This is a genomic window from Moraxella lacunata, from assembly GCF_002027545.1.
GTDB lineage: Bacteria > Pseudomonadota > Gammaproteobacteria > Pseudomonadales > Moraxellaceae > Moraxella > Moraxella lacunata.
In genome coordinates this window covers 17,292-35,292 of sequence record NZ_MXAN01000064.1, presented here as the reverse complement: position 1 = coordinate 35,292, position 18,001 = coordinate 17,292, and the positions used below count along the sequence as shown (strand labels likewise).

General features: G+C 43.4%; 20 protein-coding genes. 13 read left to right on the top strand and 7 right to left on the bottom strand.

From position 1 onward, the window contains the following. Positions 1–78: 78 nt before the first annotated feature. The 7 genes from B5J94_RS09335 to hppD all read right to left on the bottom strand — a co-directional run bounded on the left by B5J94_RS09335 (position 79) and on the right by hppD (position 6,572). Positions 79–714, bottom strand: coding sequence for a 3-oxoacid CoA-transferase subunit B (locus B5J94_RS09335; protein WP_062498198.1), 636 nt, complete (start codon positions 712–714; stop codon positions 79–81). A gap of 9 nt (positions 715–723) precedes the next feature. Continuing rightward, on the bottom strand, positions 724–1,425 hold the full coding sequence (locus B5J94_RS09330; RefSeq protein ID WP_062498200.1) for a CoA transferase subunit A: 702 nt from the start codon (positions 1,423–1,425) through the stop codon (positions 724–726). Positions 1,426–1,440: 15 nt separating this feature from the next. Beyond that, positions 1,441–2,076, bottom strand: a complete 636-nt coding sequence (gene maiA, locus B5J94_RS09325) for a maleylacetoacetate isomerase (RefSeq protein ID WP_062498202.1) — start codon at positions 2,074–2,076, stop codon at positions 1,441–1,443. Then, the gene (locus tag B5J94_RS09320) at positions 2,076–3,494 is read right to left on the bottom strand and encodes a Na+/H+ antiporter NhaC family protein (RefSeq protein ID WP_062498204.1); all 1,419 of its coding nucleotides are present in this window, start codon (positions 3,492–3,494) and stop codon (positions 2,076–2,078) included. Before B5J94_RS09320 ends, maiA begins: the two co-directional genes overlap by 1 nt. A 234-nt stretch (positions 3,495–3,728) precedes the next feature. Beyond that, entirely contained in the window at positions 3,729–4,748 is a 1,020-nt protein-coding gene (locus B5J94_RS09315; protein WP_062498206.1) for a fumarylacetoacetate hydrolase family protein, read from the bottom strand. Positions 4,749–4,914: 166 nt separating this feature from the next. Continuing rightward, a complete protein-coding gene (locus B5J94_RS09310; RefSeq protein WP_062498208.1) occupies positions 4,915–5,463 on the bottom strand; it encodes a VOC family protein in 549 nt (182 codons plus the stop codon). A gap of 20 nt (positions 5,464–5,483) precedes the next feature. Then, positions 5,484–6,572 carry a 4-hydroxyphenylpyruvate dioxygenase gene (gene hppD, locus B5J94_RS09305; RefSeq protein WP_062498209.1) on the bottom strand — a complete coding sequence of 363 codons (1,089 nt, stop codon included), beginning with the start codon at positions 6,570–6,572 and terminating at the stop codon, positions 5,484–5,486. A gap of 132 nt (positions 6,573–6,704) precedes the next feature. Between hppD and B5J94_RS09300 the strand changes: the two genes are divergently transcribed. The 13 genes from B5J94_RS09300 (at position 6,705) to B5J94_RS09240 (ending at position 18,000) form a co-directional block, all read left to right on the top strand. Then, entirely contained in the window at positions 6,705–7,601 is an 897-nt protein-coding gene (locus tag B5J94_RS09300) for a LysR family transcriptional regulator (protein ID WP_062498211.1), read from the top strand. A 115-nt stretch (positions 7,602–7,716) separates the two neighbouring features. Beyond that, positions 7,717–9,135 carry a ribosome biogenesis GTPase Der gene (der, locus tag B5J94_RS09295; RefSeq protein WP_062498213.1) on the top strand — a complete coding sequence of 473 codons (1,419 nt, stop codon included), beginning with the start codon at positions 7,717–7,719 and terminating at the stop codon, positions 9,133–9,135. A gap of 9 nt (positions 9,136–9,144) precedes the next feature. Then, positions 9,145–9,918 carry an Eco47II family restriction endonuclease gene (locus B5J94_RS09290; protein ID WP_062498215.1) on the top strand — a complete coding sequence of 258 codons (774 nt, stop codon included), beginning with the start codon at positions 9,145–9,147 and terminating at the stop codon, positions 9,916–9,918. Continuing rightward, positions 9,915–10,994, top strand: coding sequence for a DNA cytosine methyltransferase (locus B5J94_RS09285; RefSeq protein WP_062498217.1), 1,080 nt, complete (start codon positions 9,915–9,917; stop codon positions 10,992–10,994). Before B5J94_RS09290 ends, B5J94_RS09285 begins: the two co-directional genes overlap by 4 nt. Before the next feature lies 1 nt (position 10,995). Beyond that, the gene (locus B5J94_RS09280) at positions 10,996–11,757 is read left to right on the top strand and encodes a hypothetical protein (protein ID WP_062498219.1); all 762 of its coding nucleotides are present in this window, start codon (positions 10,996–10,998) and stop codon (positions 11,755–11,757) included. A gap of 2 nt (positions 11,758–11,759) precedes the next feature. Next, positions 11,760–12,353, top strand: coding sequence for an aminotransferase class IV (locus tag B5J94_RS09275; protein WP_062498221.1), 594 nt, complete (start codon positions 11,760–11,762; stop codon positions 12,351–12,353). 1 nt (position 12,354) lies between these two features. Continuing rightward, complete coding sequence (locus B5J94_RS09270) at positions 12,355–13,209, top strand: metallophosphoesterase family protein (RefSeq protein ID WP_062498223.1); 855 nt, start codon at positions 12,355–12,357, stop codon at positions 13,207–13,209. Between the two features lie 691 nt (positions 13,210–13,900). Continuing rightward, positions 13,901–15,115, top strand: coding sequence for an RtcB family protein (locus tag B5J94_RS09265; RefSeq protein WP_062498225.1), 1,215 nt, complete (start codon positions 13,901–13,903; stop codon positions 15,113–15,115). A 170-nt stretch (positions 15,116–15,285) separates the two neighbouring features. Next, on the top strand, positions 15,286–15,501 hold the full coding sequence (locus tag B5J94_RS09260; RefSeq protein WP_062498229.1) for a hypothetical protein: 216 nt from the start codon (positions 15,286–15,288) through the stop codon (positions 15,499–15,501). Positions 15,502–15,590: 89 nt separating this feature from the next. Then, complete coding sequence (locus B5J94_RS09255) at positions 15,591–15,953, top strand: HvfA family oxazolone/thioamide-modified RiPP metallophore (protein WP_143821953.1); 363 nt, start codon at positions 15,591–15,593, stop codon at positions 15,951–15,953. A 105-nt stretch (positions 15,954–16,058) separates the two neighbouring features. Beyond that, entirely contained in the window at positions 16,059–17,375 is a 1,317-nt protein-coding gene (locus B5J94_RS09250; protein ID WP_174519800.1) for an FAD-dependent oxidoreductase, read from the top strand. 24 nt (positions 17,376–17,399) lie between these two features. Next, the gene (locus B5J94_RS09245; RefSeq protein ID WP_062498237.1) at positions 17,400–17,783 is read left to right on the top strand and encodes a rhodanese-like domain-containing protein; all 384 of its coding nucleotides are present in this window, start codon (positions 17,400–17,402) and stop codon (positions 17,781–17,783) included. A 10-nt stretch (positions 17,784–17,793) separates the two neighbouring features. Then, the gene (locus B5J94_RS09240; protein ID WP_062498238.1) at positions 17,794–18,000 is read left to right on the top strand and encodes a YgaP family membrane protein; all 207 of its coding nucleotides are present in this window, start codon (positions 17,794–17,796) and stop codon (positions 17,998–18,000) included. Position 18,001 lies beyond the last annotated feature (1 nt).

Genomic DNA, 18,001 nt, shown 5'->3' with positions numbered 1-18,001 from the left:
TGGTGCACAAAATACCAAGAAAATAAAAAATAAAGGGGTGAGAAATATCATCCCCTTATTTTCTCTTTTGTTAGTAGGTTAAACCTTTTGATGTACTGTAACAGGCGTTACCTTTTGCACATCATCAAACGTTACCCCGTCCGCCAGCTCCACCAAAACAAGCCCCTTATCGGTAACGTCATACACCCCAAGTTCGGTGATGATGCGATTGACCACGCCCTTACCCGTCAGGGGCAGTTGGCACTCGGGCAAAATCTTCGGTTCGCCATGCTTATTGACCTGTTCCATGAGTGCAATGACATACCGAACACCTGCCACCAAATCCATTGCTCCACCCATGCCCTTGACCATTTTGTTTGGTATCATCCAGTTGGCAAGGTCGCCCTTTTCGGACACTTCCATTGCCCCCAAAATGGCAAGATTGACCTTACCGCCCCGTATCATGCCAAAAGATTGCGATGAGCTAAAAAAACTCGCTCCCTTTTGAGTGGTTACCGTTTGTTTACCTGCATTGATTAAATCGGCATCAATCTCGCTCTCGGTGGGGAATGCCCCAATGCCCAAAAGTCCATTTTCTGATTGGAGCATGACCGTCATGCCGTCTGGGATATGATTGGCAACCAATGTCGGCAAACCAATGCCCAAATTGACATAATAACCGTCTTGCAATTCCAAACTGGCACGCTGTGCCATTTGCTCTCTTGTCCAAGCCATGATTTCCCCCTATGACTGTTGTCTAATGGTGCGTTGTTCGATGCGTTTTTCGGGTGTGGCATTAATCACGATACGATGTACATAAATGCCCGACAGATGAATCTCATCGGGGTCAAGCTCACCTGTCTCCACAAGCTCTTCGACTTCCACGACCGTAATTTTACCTGCGGTGGCGACATCGGGGTTGAAGTTACGGGCGGTTTTTCTAAAAATCAGATTGCCCATTTTGTCCGCTTTATACGCCTTAACAAGCGACACATCAGCGACAAGCGAGCGTTCCATGAGATATTCTACCCCGTCAAGCTCACGCACTTCTTTACCTTCGGCAACCTTTGTCCCCACGCCTGTTTTGGTAAAAAAAGCAGGAATGCCTGCACCGCCTGCACGAAGTTTTTCGGCAAGTGTGCCTTGTGGGGTTAGCTCCACTTCAAGCTCGCCTGACAAAAATTGGCGTTCAAATTCTTTGTTTTCGCCGACATAAGACGCTATCATTTTTTTGATTTGGCGGGTTTGTAGAAGTAGCCCAAGCCCAAAATCGTCCACGCCTGCGTTATTACTGATACAGGTTAAGTTTTTTACGCCTGTGTCTCTTAGAGCCGAGATAAGAGCTTCGGGGATACCGCACAGTCCAAACCCACCCACGGCAATGGTTTGACCGTCCGCCACAATATCAGCAAGGGCGGATTGGGCGTTGTCATAAATTTTTTTCATAAAAACTCCTTTTAGTTATTTTATACAATCCACCTGCTCGCTCGGATGTGCCTTAATAAAGGCAGGCAAGGTGTTGCAATACTCATCGATGGCGGTAATGGTTGGGTAAGCGGACAAGTCCACCCCAAAGCGTTTGGCATTATACACCTGTGGTATCAGCACACAATCGGCAAGCGTGGGCGTATCGCCAAAACAGCAGTTGCCTGCCGTCTTTTGTAGCAGTTTTTCAAGCGGGGCAAAGTTTTCGTGTATCCAATGGGCATACCACGCCTGCTTGTCATCATCACTGATGGCTAGGCGTTGTTGCAAATACTTTAAAACTTTAAGATTGTTGAGCGGGTGCGTGTCGCACGCTATCATCTGACACACCGCCCACACATTTGCACGGTCAAGGGGGTTATGGGGCAGTAGGGGCGTGGCAGGGTAGGTGTTTTCCAAATAATCCAAAATTGCAAGCGACTGCGTGATGATACGACCGCCCACATCAAGAGCAGGGACAAGCCCTTGGGGGTTTTTGACAAGATACTCCGCCCCGCCCTGCTCGCCTTTGACGAGATGAATTGGCACACTTTCAAAATCCAAGCCTTTTAGGTGCAAGGCAATCCGCACCCGATAGCTTGCCGATGAGCGAAAATAAGTATAAAGTTTCATCATGTCTCCTGTGTCGGTTCAACCCTTGTAATCGTAATCCCTGTAAACCCAAAAAATAACGTCAAAAATAGACAACTATAACAAAACACCGCATACGGCACATAGTCCAGCACAGGCATACCAAACACCCCTGCCAAAAACACCCCATACACACCCCACGGCACCAAAGGATTGATGACCGTGCCCGAGTCTTCTATCGTGCGAGCTAAGTTTTTGGGGTGTAGACCTAAGCGTTTGAACTCAGGGGCGAAAGCATTGCCTGATAATAGTAGGCTCAAATACTGCTCACCCACCAAAAAATTAACCCCAAATGCCGTCAAAGACGCTGCCAATACCGCACGACTGGCACGAGTCAACAGATGACGAATGGCGGACAACAAGGCAGGCAATACCCCCAAAGCGTGCAAGAGTCCGCCCAAGCTCAACGCCAAAATCACAAGAAGTTGGCTAAAAAACATACTCTCTAAACCACCCCTTGACACCAATCGTCCCACATCGCCAAGCTCCAAGCCTTCGGCAGGCTGATACCCTGCAAAAAACCACCCACCCAACTGACCAAGACTTGGCGAGCTATGGATATAAGTGATGATAAGCGATACGACAATGGTTGCCGATATGGCATAAATGGCATTCACTCGCATGACAGCAAGAGCAATCAGCACGGCAAAGGGAATAAGAGCATAGCCATGCACCAAACCACTTGCCACAAGATTTTCCTGCAACACCGCCACGTCCGCCAAATCAGCACCGCCATCGCCCGACAGCACAAAAAACACCACCGCCGAGATAAGCCAAGCAGGTATGGTTGTGTACATCATGTTTTTGATGTGGTCAAATAGGTCAATGCCCACGATACTGGCGGCAATGCTTGTCGTGTCGGACAAAGGCGACATCTTATCGCCAAACAACGCCCCCGAGACCACCGCCCCTGCGACGATGGCAGGGTTGGCGTTAAAGGCTTCGGTCATACCCAAAAACGCCACGCCCACAGTCGCACAAGTGGTAAACCCACTACCGAGTGCCACACCAATCACACTCGCCAAAATAAAGGCGGACAAATAAAACATCTGGGGCGACAAGACATTAAAACCATAATAAATCAAAGTTGGAATCGCCCCACTCATCATAAGAGCGGACACCAGTAGCCCAATGAACGAAAACAGATAAATCGCCCCCATGCCTGTGGACACGCCTGCTATCATACGCTCCTGCATATCATCAAAGGCGATACGCCGACTAAACCCAAACATGAGTAAGCCCAATATCACCACAAGCAAGGACAAATGCGGCACAAAGCCCCATGCTATCATCGTAACGCCCAAAATGATAATGGCAGTTATGGCAATCACTACCGCTTGGGCATGGCTTAGGGTTAAAAGGGTGTCGTCATGGTGGGATTGGGTGGTGTGTTTGTTCATGGTATATCCTTTGGGTTTGGCAAAGGGGTATTATACAACAGATTTGGCAATGTCGTTGCCATGTCTGTGAATGCCCAATTGCCCATCGCACGCCTTGTGCTGGTTATGTTGTTTGTTTTGTAGTTGGGGTAAATTGTTAATTTGGCGGATTTGTACAGTCAAAGAGCGTTAAAATTATTACGCACTCCCCCGACTCCACAACTCCAACCAAATGCACATTATAAAAACATCATGTTAATAAACTGTATTTACTCGATTGACAATCTCTCCAAAGATACTCTTACCGTCTTTGTCATTCATATAAATCTTGACGGTGTCGCCATTGTCCAAAAATTCGGTCTGTGGCTTGCCTGTCTCAATGCTCTCATACATTCGCACTTCGGCAATACAGCAGTAGCCCACACCGCCATTTTTTACCGATGAGCCGTACAGATTGCCTTGCTTGTTGGACACCGTCCCCGAGCCGACAATCGTCCCTGCCTGAACATCACGTGTTTTTGCCAAATGGCTGAGTAGGCGAGCAAAATCAAAGGTCATGTCCACGCCTGCATTGGGGCAACCAAACAAATCGCCATTTAGCTCCACATTCAAAGGCAAATGCACCTTATAATCCGCCCAAGCGTCCTCAAGCTCATCAGGCGTTACAAAGACAGGGCTAAAAGCAGACGCAGGCTTGGACTGCAAAAAACCAAAGCCTTTGGCAAGCTCATTTGGGATGAGATCACGCAGTGAGACATCATTGACAAGCCCAATGAGTGCAATTGCACCTCCTGCCACATCAGGGCTTGCCCCTTGTTTAATGTCAGTGCTAACAACGACAACCTCAGCTTCAAAGTCAATGCCCCATTCAGGCTGTGCCAAAATCTCATCGGTGGGGGCGATAAAGCTGTCCGAACCACCTTGATACATGAGAGGGTCATCATAAAAGGACTCAGGCACTTCTGAATTACGGGCTTTTCGCACCAGCTCCACATGGTTTAGATATGCCGAGCCGTCCGCCCAGCCATAAGCTCTAGGCAGGGGCGAATGGCAATCTTTGACAACAAAGGGCATACCCACGCCATCATCATCGTTTAGTTTTTTATAAATATTTTGTAAGATTGGCTCACTATTTGCCCAGTCGTCAAGGGCATCTTGTAATGTGGCAATCTCATCACAAAACAAACAGCGACTCAAATCATGACTTACCACCACCAGTCTGCCATCTCTGCCAAAGGGGGTGTTGTTGTGTTGTCTTAATGTAGCAAGTTTCATAGATTTCCTTTTTATTTAGCCATTTACTTCAAACTCAACTCAAAATGGCAACTTTTGACTTTCCAATGATTGTTTTTGGATTGTAAGGGCGAATTGCAATTCGCCCAAATCAATTGCCTACAAAGGGGTAGGCATTCGCCCTAACAAGTCCACCACTTACAACGCCCTACACATCAGGCGGTTCGGTGCCGTCATGCACCCATTGGGCGTGTTTTGGGGCTTTTTTGGTGTCCGCCCATTCGTTTAGCATCTCCCATTTAACCTTATCCAAAGCACGGCTCATTTTGTCGGTTGTTACATCACAAGCAAGCTCAATACGATGACCGCTTGGGTCAAAAAAGTAAATGGAATAAAACAGCGTATGATTGACAGGTCCTAGCACGTCAATGCCGTCTTTGATGAGCCTATCTTTGGTGTCAAGCAGGGTGTCCATGTCTTTGACCTTCAATGCCAAATGCTGAGTCCAAATGGGTGTATTCTCATCTCGCCCCATCTCAGGACGGGTAGGCAACTCAAAAAACGCCAAAATATTGCCCCCGCCTGCGTCCAAAAAGACGTGCATATAAGGGTCGCTCTCGCCTGTGGACGGTACTTTGTCTTCGGCAATGGCAAGCACAAAGTCCATGTTTAGGTGCTTTTGATACCATAAAACAGTCTGTTTGGCATCACGACAGCGATAGGCGACATGGTGTACGCCTTGGGTTAATGTGGTCATGCTCGCTCCTTTTTGGGCAGTTAGGCAGTTTTGGCATCAAGCGTGCCACGGCGGATTTGGTCTCGCTCCAAGCTTTCAAAGAGTGCTTTAAAATTGCCTTCGCCAAAGCCATCTTTGTAGTCGCCCTTACGCTGAATGAATTCAAAAAACACAGGGCCAAGCTGGGTTTCTGAAAAAATTTGCAAAAGCAGGCGTGGGTGTCCGCCATCTGTCGTGCCGTCCAAGAGTATGCCACGGCTTTGTAGCTCGGCGATGTTCTCGCCATGATTGGGCAGTCGCTCATCAATCATCTCATAATAGGTATCAGGCGGAGCGGTCATTAGCGGTATACCCGCTTCACGCAAGGCATCGATGGCAGGGAGCAGGTCATCGCTAAGTAGGGCGATGTGCTGAATGCCTTCTCCGCCAAATGCCATGAGATATTCTTCGATTTGTCCACCCCCTTGCTTGGATTCTTCATTCAAAGGAATGCGGATTTTGCCGTCTGGGGCGGTCATGGCTCGGCTGGCAAGCCCTGTGTATTCGCCTTTGATGTCAAAATAGCGAATTTCTTTAAAATTAAACAGCCTTTCATAAAAGTCCGCCCAGTAGTTCATACGTCCACGATAGACATTGTGCGTTAAGTGGTCAACCACTTTAAAGCCATAGCCCACAGGGTGCTTGTCCACACCATCAATAAATTCAAAATCAATGTCATAAATGGATTTGCCGTCTTCATAACGGTCAATCAGATACAAAGGCGCCCCACCAATGCCTTTAATGGCAGGCAGTCTTAGTTCCATGACGGATGTGGGAATGTCAATGGGTTCTGCTCCAAGCTCTAAGGCACGCTTGTATGCCTTGTGAGCATCTTTGACCCGAAATGCCATGCCACACGCACACGCCCCATGTTCTTTGGCAAAATAGTAGGCATGGCTTTTTGGTTCATTATTGATGATGAAATTGATGTCGCCTTGGCGATACAGTAGCACGTCCTTTGAGCGGTGTTTGGCAACCAAGCTAAATCCCATTTTCTCAAAAATCGGCTCCAAAAAATTGGGCGTGGGGGACGCAAATTCCACAAATTCAAAGCCGTTTAGACCCATTGGGTTTTCAAATAAATCTTTCATGTGAGACTCCGTTTCACAAAAATTAAAATAAATGCTAAAGCTAATAAGTTGTTGCTAACTTATGACAGTTATCATAAAATAAGGACAAGTGTTGTACAAATCATTTTTTTAATTTATTTATGGGAAAATCCAATGAGTGTTTCGTTGCGACAGCTTAGAGCCTTTGTGATGATTGCCGATTGCAAAAGCTTTACCAAGGCAGGCGATGAGCTTTTTTTGACTCAATCATCTTTGAGCGGACTTATCAAAGAAATGGAAAAACAGCTTGATGTCAAGCTCTTTGACCGCACCACCCGCCAAATCCACTTATCAGATGCAGGCGAGCGACTACTCCCACACGCACGGCGGATTTTGGACGAAGTGCGACTGTTTGACCACGAAACGCACGATTTAAAGGACTTTCATCAAGGCAAAATCCGTCTTGCCGTCTCCCAGCAACTTGCCGCATCGGGTATGCCACGCCTGATTCAGAAGTTTCGCACGGCTTATCCTAGCGTGCAGGTTACGCTACTTGACTGCTCTATCGAAGAAGTCATCAGTCGTGTGCAGTCGCTTGATGCTGATATTGGCATTGGGCCTGAACGTACGCTTGGGTCAGACATTTTGGCAGATGAGTTGTTTGAATCGCCTTTTCATGCGGTATTACCTGCCACGCATGTCCTTGCCGACCGACCGCACATCGCTTGGGGCGAGCTTGAGCACGAACACGTCATTACTTTGCGGGGCAATTTTACCCAAAGGCTGATGGATGAGTTGCCCAAGGAGCTGTCATCTCGGCTGTTTCGGGCGGATTATGAAGTGAATTTTTTGTCCACGGCTCTTGGCATGGCACAAATGGGGCTTGGATTAACCATCACCTTACCTCACGCCAAAAACTGGGTTGATCAACATGGGCTTGTCATGAGACCTTTGGTTGAACCGAGCATTCATCGCAAATTTATGTGCTACACTCACAAAAGACGGTCGCCCACGTCCGCCATGAGTGCTTTTTTGCGATTTTTAAAGGGGTATGCTAAGGCATGGAAGTGATGTTCTGTTGGTGTATTTCTTGCTGGTATGTTCTAAGTTGGCAATTGACAAATGCCCCACTTTGGTAATTTTATGTTAAAATAGCAAGTTTTATAAAATAACAACTGAGAACACCATGTCCTTAAAATCCGTAGTTGCCCTTATAGGTCGCCCCAATGTCGGCAAATCCACGCTATTTAACCAATTCACCAAATCCCGCCAAGCCCTAGTTGCTGATTTGGCAGGACTGACCCGAGACCGTCAGTATGGCGATGTATTTTTTGAAAATAAATCTTTCATCGCCATTGACACAGGAGGTATTGGCGAGGCTGATGATGGCAAGGGTAACATTGATGACTACATGGCGACACAATCGTACACCGCCATTTACGAGGCAGACATGGTTGTGTTTGTTGTGGATGCACGAGCAGGACTTACCCCAAGTGATGAGGAGATTGCTAGGTTTTTGCACACGCTGGGCAAACCTGTCTTTTTGGTAGCCAACAAAACAGATGGCGTACATGATGCGTCCATTGCTGAGTTTTTTGGGTTGGGTTTTGGTGAGCCGATACCTACCAGTGCCAGCCATGGCAAGGGCGTAACGAGCCTACTTGAAATCATCACCGCTGATATGCCTGAAACAGTCGTTGAAGATTCCAAGGCAGATGGCTTAAAATTGGCGATCATCGGTCGCCCGAATGTGGGCAAATCCACGCTGGTCAATCGCCTTTTGGGTGAGGAGCGTGTTGTGGTGTTTGATATGCCAGGCACAACCAGAGACAGCATTTATATCCCTTTTGAGCGAGAGGAGCGGACTTATACACTCATTGATACCGCAGGGGTAAGACGGCGTGGGCGTATTGATGAGAAAGTGGAAAAATTTAGTGTCATCAAAACCTTGCAGGCCATCAAAGATGCGAATGTGGTTGTGTTGGTGATTGATGCTCATGAGGGCGTTGTGGACCAAGATTTACATATGCTCGGCTATGCCTTAGATGCAGGACGGGCGATTGTGATTGCCATTAATAAGTGGGATAATCTCACTCAGGACCAAAAAGACAGTGTCAAAATTGAAATGGACAGACGTTTTCACTTTATCCCATGGGTTAAGATTCATTTGATTTCTGCCTTGTATGGCAATGGTGTGGGTAATCTGTATCCATCCATCCATAAGGCGTACGATGCGTCCATGTTTAAGGTGTCCACATCTCGTCTTACGCAGATTTTGCAAGATGCTGTGGCGGCCCATCAACCGCCAATGGTGAGTGGTCGCCGTATCAAACTTCGTTATGCTCACTTAGGCGGTCATAATCCACCTGTCATTGTCATTCATGGCAACCAAACAAGCAGTCTGCCAAAGAGCTATCAGCGTTATCTTGAAAATATCTATCGTGAGGTATTTAAATTAGAAGGCACGCCCCTTCATGTGGAATTTAAACAAAACGCCAACCCATATCAAGGTAAAAAAAATCCCGTCATCAAAAATAAAGCCAAAGTCATGCGAGAGCGTAAACGTATTGCTGGGTTTAAAAAACGGGATAAGAAGAGAGGGTAAGAGTGGATTATGAATTACGGGTTGTCATTTATTAGCGATGATAATTTATATTATCATGTCAAAAATACGGTATTAAAATACCGTTTTCAAATTGATTTTAAAAAATTAAATAAAAACCTAATTGACCCAATTAAATTAACATTTGACAGTGCCATTTATCAAGGCGGTTTTGATAATGGGGCATTGTCTGTTATTTTGGATGGTGAAATTAGCCGTCAAATGGATAAATCCAATACCAATCATATCGGTTATTTTCATCAAAATATTTTTAATTTTATCGGTAAAGAAAACGGTTGGTCTGTTCCTAGTCAAGGGTTTGATGTTGAAAATTCATCTTTACAAATCTATGTAGAGATGAAAAATAAACACAACACCATGAACAGTTCATCATCGGCAAAAACATATATGCGAATGCAACACAAGATTTTGCAAGAGCCAAATGCCATTTGTATGCTTGTGGAGATTATTGCCAAAAATAGCCAAAATATCGCATGGCAATGTTCAGTAGATAACCAATCCATGAAACAAGAACAAATTCGCCGAGTGTCTATTGATAAGTTTTATGAATTGGTAACGGGTAATGCCAATGCCTTTGCTCAATTATGTCAAATATTGCCAAACGTTATCCAAGATATATTGGCAAATGAAAAAACACAAATCATTAAAAATACGGTATTATCAGACATACAAGAACAAAATATTGAGCATATTCTGACCAGTTTGTATTTAATCACATTTAAAAAATATCAAGGATTTGATAACTTTCATTTGGGGTTATCATGACAAATTTATCATTATTTGATGAGCAAATACCAAATCAACAATCCTATATTCATTCTAATAAAAAAATTAGTAGCATTGAATTATTTGCAGGGGCGGGCGGATTGGCTTTGGGTCTTGAAAAAGCAGGATTTGAAGCGGTGTTATTTAATGAAGTGGATAAACATGCTTGCCAAACATTACGCCAAAATCGCCCTAATTGGCATATTTTAGAACAGGATATTTCTACGGTGGATTTTCGTCCTTATCGTGATAAGGTTGATTTTTTATCGGGTGGATTTCCTTGTCAGGCATTTTCTTATGCAGGAAAGGGCGAAGGATTTAATGATATTCGGGGGACGATGTTTTTTGAATTTGCCCGTGCCATAAAAGAGATTAACCCTAAGGTTATTTTGGGCGAGAACGTCAAGGGTCTGTTAAATCATGATAAAGGCAGAACGCTTGCAACCATTAAACAGACACTCACAGAATTAGGTTATCGTGTGATTGAGCCAAAAGTATTAAATGCTGTTAATTTTCGTGTGCCACAAAAAAGAGAGCGGATTTTTATTGTGGGTGTTCGTGAAGATTTGGCGGATAATGCGGATTTTGTGTGGCCCACGCCTTATCATCGCCCCATGACCATGACGGATGCGTTAAAGGCAGGCGAGCTGTTTGATTGTGATGTGCCGATGTCGGACGGGCAGATTTATCCAGAACACAAAAGAGCGGTGCTAGACCTTGTGCCACAAGGGGGCTGTTGGCGTGATTTGCCTGATGAAGTGGCTCGTGCTTACATGAAAAAAAGCTATTTTTTGGGCGGTGGGCGTACAGGCATGGCAAGGCGTTTGGGTTGGCATGAGCCAAGTTTGACTTTGACGTGTTCGCCCGCCCAAAATCAAACCGAACGTTGTCATCCTGATGAAACCCGTCCGCTTAGGGTGCGTGAGTATGCTCGCATACAAACTTTCCCTGATGATTGGCAATTTGCAGGTTCGTTGTCTCAGCGGTACAAACAAATCGGCAATGCCGTCCCCGTGAATTTGGCATATGCCATGGGCGTGCAATTGCGACAATTATTACTACAAATCACGGCTTAATATGTTCAAAAACATCCGCATTCTTATCCTACTTTGCATTTTACTCATCGTCGCTACTAATAGCTTTCGTGATAAGAACCACGATTGGCAAAAGCCTGTCTATGTCGCCATGTATCCTATTAACGTAGATAACTCGCCAGAGGTTGCTGGATATATTGCAAGTCTATCTGATAAGGATTTTCAAGAGATAGAAAATTATCTGAATGCCCAAAGTAAAAAATATGGTCAAAACGCCCATTTTTATTATCGGTTAGGGCAAGAAGTTAAGGTTGTGCCCCCTGTTGTGCCAAGAAATGGCACTGTGATTGATGCCATTATTTGGAGTTTAAAATTTCGCTATTATGCTTATAAACACACTCACGATATTGGCGTACCAACCAATTTACGGTTATTTTTGCAGTACCATCATCCCAGTAAAAAAATCATCACCGAGACCTCAACCGCCCTACAAAATGGACGTATTGGTACTGTTAATCTGTTTGGGGCATCAAAAAGAGGTGCTAATAATAATGTGGTCATTGCTCATGAGAGCCTGCACGCTTTTGGTGCCAGCGACAAATACGACCTATCAAACGGCTCTCCCATCTACCCACACGGCTATGCCAACCCCACCCAAAACCCACGCTATCCGCAGACCCAAGCTGAGCTGATGGCGGTGCATATCCCCACATCGCCAACCACATTTGAGATGGCACGAGACCTAAAACAAACGGTTGTGGGCGAGATGACAGCATTTGAGATTAAATGGAAGAAATTGGACTGATTATGCTTTTTGAGACGCTTGCCATAAATAATGGGCGTATTTTAAATCTGGATTATCACAATAGACGATTTAAACAGGGGCAGTTATTTTTGCATTGTCAAACGATGATTGATGATATTGCCAATATTATTAACATTTCTGATGAGTTTGATAATAAATTTATCCGTTGCCGTGTTACTTATGACAAATATAGCATAAAAGTACAATATTTTGATTATACCCCAAAATCTATTCAATCTTTTAAACTCATTGAATGTAATTATATAGATTATACGTATAAATATGATGATAGAAATTTATTAAATCAGTTATTATCCCAAAAGGGCGATTGTGATGAAATTATCATTATAAAAAACGGCTTGGTTACGGATTGTTCTATTGGCAATTTATTATTTTTAAAAGACAATCACTGGTACACGCCTGATACACCATTATTACAAGGCACTCAGCGAGCGTATTTATTGGAAGCTCAAAAAATTCATTTGGCAAATATTGATAAAAATGACATTTGGCAATACGAAAAAGTGATGATGATAAATGCCCTAAATGCGTTTGATGAGAATCGGGTGGTGTTAATTAAAAATATTAAGGAATGATATGCTAAGATTGGCGATTTTTGCGGACATTCATGGTAAATTTTTATTACCCTTTAAATTGGTGGATTATTATCAAACCCTGACAGGACAAGCGTTTGATGCCATTATTCAATGTGGCGACATGGGAGTATTTCCTGACAAAAACAACATGGATAAAGCGACATTAAGACACGCCAGACATGACAGAGATGAGTTGGGTTTTATGGATAATTTTGTCAAAATGGATAGTGACATTGCCAAATTTTTAAATACGCTCAATATCCCCATGTATGCCGTGCGTGGCAATCACGAAGACCATGATTTTTTGGATAATTTAGAAAATAACAGCGATAAAAATTTGCCTTATTTTCATATTGATTGTTATCAAAAAATTCGGGTATTAAAAACAGGCTTTCCACTCATATTAACCAATGACACCGACAGCATTAGCCTATTGGGCATTGGGCGAATTGGCGATAGAAAAGGGCGAGAGCATAAAACGTTTATCCAAAACTATGAACGAGAACAATTAAAAAAGCTCTATAAAACCTGTGGCGACATAGATATTTTAATCACTCATGACAAACCAATCGAAAGTATTCGTGGTTATGGTTCATCTGACGTGGCAGACGCATTGGATAATATCGCTTTTTGTTATCATTTTTATGGGCATACGGGCGAGCCTTATCATGAAACACTTGCTGATAATGGCATTACCCAATCGGTAAAAATCAAAGAATTGGAATTTAATCAAAAAGGCAAATTAGAAACAGGCTCTATGATAATTTTAGAAAAAGACAAAGAGAATATCAGCATAAAAAGCGTGCCATTATTTGACATTATTCATTTTGATAAAGAAAGTTGGCGATATATATGACTGTTTGGGATTTTTATAAAAATTTTTAAAAACCCCTTGACTTTTTATTTTTATCGCTTATCATATACACATTCACGCACCAAATACGCTTGGTGCATTTCATTTACCCAAACAGCAATAGGAGTAAAACAATGTCTGTATCTTACAATCTTTGTAATTCAAAAAAGACCAGCCGTTTTGACTGTTTGGGCAAATCATTTTTGATATAAGCCTTATATCAAGCCAAACACATAAAGACGGTGGCAAGCCTTAATCTACAAGGCTTTCACCGTTTTTTATTGTCTAAAATTTGCCCAAAAAATCGCTAAGATTTGTCTTAAAAATTGATAAACTGCTTTATCATTTTTGACGGTTTTCTTTTCCCAAAATTTTATCATTTATTTGTCATTTTTATATTTAAAAATGATTGGGGAAGTATTGTCTTTTTAATTTGTATTTATTTGTTTTAGCTAAAAATTGAATGATTTTTGGTTGGGGAGTTTTATATCAAAAATTTGGTTTTTTTTAAATACACCTAATGAAATTAATATTTATCACAGGCTTTGTAGGGGCGTGTTGCACACATCTTGATGATATAACGATTTTATTGGACGTGCTCAGCACGTCCCTACACCTACATATCATAAATTTGTGCTAATGTTAATGCTCCTTTATCTAAATCCCCAAACCAACCCAAAAGAGAAATAATTTTATGAGTATCGGACTTATTTTAAATGAAAATGGCAACAATGGCGTGCCTGTCAAAATCTTTACCAAAGACGTGGAACAAAAGGCGTTAAATCAGCTCTACGCGATGAGCCAGTTGCAATTTATCCATAGCCATATCGCCGTCATGCCTGACGTTCATGCGGGCAAGGGGGCGACTGTGGGGAGCGTGATTCCGACCAAATCGGCAATCATTCCGTCTGCGGTGGGCGTGGATATTGGCTGTGGCATGAACGCCCTACGCCTGTCTATCAAGGCAGAGCAGTTGCCCGACAACCTAAAACCTGCCCGCCTTGCCATTGAAAAACGCGTCCCTGTCGGCTTTGAAAAGCACAAGCAAATCATGGCAAAAATGAGTACGCTTGACCCGCTTGCCATTCGTCTCAAAAAAATTACCGACAAGCACAAGGGCTTATTGAAAATGATGAGTAACTTTGACAGAACGTGGGCAAAACAGCTTGGCACGTTGGGCGGTGGCAATCACTTTATTGAGCTGTGCGTGGACGAGAACGATGACGTGTGGATTATGCTTCACTCTGGTTCTCGTGGGATTGGCTCGTGTATTGGCGAGTATTTTATCAGTCTTGCCAAAAAAGTGAATGAGACGTGTTTTGGTTATATTCCTGACCGTGAGCTGTCGTATTTGGCACAGGGTACGCCGTTTTTTGAGGATTATATTGAGGCGGTGGGCTGGGCTCAGGACTATGCGACTGAAAACCGCAAGGAGATGATGAGACTCATTATCAAAGCCTTACAAAGCAAAGACGCACAATTTCCCCGCTTTACCGTAACCAAAGAGGCGATAAACTGTCATCACAACTATGTCAGCCGTGAGAGGCATTTTGGCAGTTCGGTCTATGTAACTCGCAAGGGGGCGATTAGTGCCTATGAGGGCGAGCTTGGCATTATCCCTGGCTCTATGGGGGCGAAATCCTATATCGTGCGTGGGCGTGGCAATAGCGAGAGTTTTTGTTCGTGTTCGCATGGGGCAGGGCGAAAAATGAGCAGGGGGCGTGCGGTGCGTGAGTTTGGCTTGGCGGATTTGGTGAGCCAAACGGACGGTATCGAATGCCGTAAAGATAAGGGCGTGCTGGACGAAATTCCACAGGCGTATAAAGATATTGATGAGGTCATGGCAAACCAAACCGATTTGGTGGAGGTTGTGCATACCTTAAAGCAGGTGATGTGTATTAAGGGGTGATGAATGATTTTTGGACTACTATCTGATTTTTTATTTGTCATTTTGTAAAATAAGTGCAGGGGCAAATTACATTTGCCCTGTGTTAAATTTGGATTTTGGGGTGAATAAATTACCCTTATACGTCCAAATTCTAAAATATATTTTGATTTAGTCCAACATAGGAAAATAATATGAAAAACCAAAAAGAGCTTATCAAACTTGGCGAAAAATTGGCAAATCACCCAATTTACCCAAGTGCGATTAAAGTACGCAACCAAACCGCCTTAAACCCTTTATTAAAAAAGGGTGGTGTTCATGATAAAGACAACCCCAAAACACGCCATAAAAAAGAGCGTGCTAAAATATGTTTGCACCTAAAACATAAGGGGTATGACAATAATTTTTAAAAATTTTTCAAATTTTTTGTAAGATATTTGCTCCACGTCCGTCTAAGGTATATCATAGAATGGTTTATGATGTTCAATCGGAGTTTATTATGTCAAATCTTAACCGTAAAATCACAGGCCTTGCAGCAGCAACCTTACTGGCGACAGGGCTGAGTGCTTGCAAAGAGGAAAAAATGCAAGCACAGCCACTGGCACAAGGCTATCAAAATGCTGATACCGCCCAGCCTGCCGTCGCCCAGCCCAATCAAGCAGTCGTCTCCGACACCAAAACCGCCGAAGGCAAATGCGGTGAGGGTAAATGCGGTGAAGCAGGATGTAGTGCGACCATGGGGGACAAATCAGCATCTGCCAGTTGTGGAGCAAGTACCGCCAATGCTGACAAATCAGCATCTGCTGCTTGTGGGGCAAGCACTGATAAAAACGCCAATGCCAGTTGTGGCGGTTCAAAATAAACAGTTTTTTGATGGCAAATACAAGGTTATGATGTTTTGTAACCTTGACTTTCGTTCTTTTTACTTATTTAACGCTCTTTTTGATGGGTGAGTCGGAGAAAAATAATGATACAAACCAAAAACTTAATCATAGGCTTTGGTAAAGCAGGCAAAACATTGGCAGGACTGTTTGATAAACATGGTCAGAGTACTATTTTGGTTGAGCAATCGGACAAAATGTATGGTGGAACGTGTATTAACGTGGGCTGTATTCCCTCAAAAAAACTGATTCATGAAGCCAAAACGGATGGTTTTGATGAAGCCATGCAAAACAAAGATGCCCTTATCAGTACTTTGCGTGAAGCAAATTTTAAAAAAATCAATGATTTATCAAACGTGCGTGTCATTACCGCACAGGCAAGTTTTGTTGATGATAATACCGTTACCCTATCCACAGGCGAGACGGTGCGTGCTGAGCGGATTTTTATCAACACAGGTGCAACCCCCATCATGCCAAACGTGGCAGGCGTGGATGGTGAGCGTATTTATGACAGTACAGGGCTGTTAAACTTAGGTGATACGCAAAAAACCGCCCCCAAGCGATTGGTCATCGTGGGTGCAGGATTCATCGCTCTTGAATTTGCCTTTATGTATCACGCCTTTGGCAGTCAAGTAAGCATTGTTGAGCGGTCGGAGGAGTTTTTAGCAAACGTTGATGATGATGTGCGTGAAATCGTCCTTGATTTGTTAGATGAGCGTGGTATTGAGTTGCATTTGGGACAAGACGTCCAAGAGTTTAGACATCAAGATACCCACACTCAGGTCATCACCGATAAACTGACCCTAGATGCTGATGCCGTGCTTATTGCCATTGGTAGACAGCCCAACACAAACAGTCTAAACCTACAAAACACAAGCGTGCAATTAGATGAGCGTGGTTATGTGGTGTGTGATGATAAACTAAAAGCCACAAACAATATTTGGGCCATGGGCGATGTTGCAGGCTCACCACAATTTACTTATATCTCGCTTGATGATTATCGCATTGTGGCGGATGATTTGTTTGGCAGTGGCACACGCCAAAGAGCTGACCGCAATATCTTCCCAACCAGCGTCTTTATCACACCGCCTTTATCACAAATTGGCATGAGTGAAAAACAAGCCCAAGCAAGTGGTAAAAATTATCAAGTAGCAACCTTAGCCGCCCAAAACATTGTTAAAGCCAAAATGACAGGCAACACCAAAGGTTTATTAAAAGCGGTTGTGGATAAAGACACCAATGAGATTTTGGGTGTTACGCTGTTTTGTGATGACAGCCATGAGATTATCAATTTATTTAAATTGGCAATGGATAATGGCGTTAAAGCAGATTATTTTAAAGGACAAATTTTTACGCATCCAACCATGAGCGAATCATTAAATGATTTATTTGCTCAATTTTAAAATGGTTTTTTATAAAGGTATGTTATGAAAAAATTTACTCTGACCATCATCATGGGTGTGTTTGGATTGACAGCATGTAACAGTTTTGCCAACATGCCCATCAAAGACAATACAACCCAAACACAGGTTCAAACACCAATCACACCAAAGGCAAAAGGCGTTTGGATTGATGTTCGCACCCCAGAAGAATATCAAGCGGGTCATTTGACAGATAGCATCAATGTCCCTGTTGATGATATCACCAAACGTATCTTTGCCATTGAACCTAATAAAGACAGTCCCATCAATCTATATTGTCGTAGTGGCAGACGTGCCGAGGTTGCTCGTACGCAACTGCTTAAATTGGGTTATACCAATGTTACCAATCACGGCGGTTATGAAGATTTAAAACAACAAGGCTATCGTTAAGGGGTTTTTTATGAAAATTAATGTTGGTAAACCCGATAAAATCGTGCGAATTGTTTTGGGTATCGTTATTATTGGTGTGGGTGCTTATTTTGGTTCGTGGTGGGCAATCGTTGGGCTTGTGCCTTTATTGACAGGCTTTATGAATTTTTGCCCCATTTATCATCTTTTGGGCATCAGCACCTGTAAATACCATGCTAATAAAAACCTCAATAAGTAAA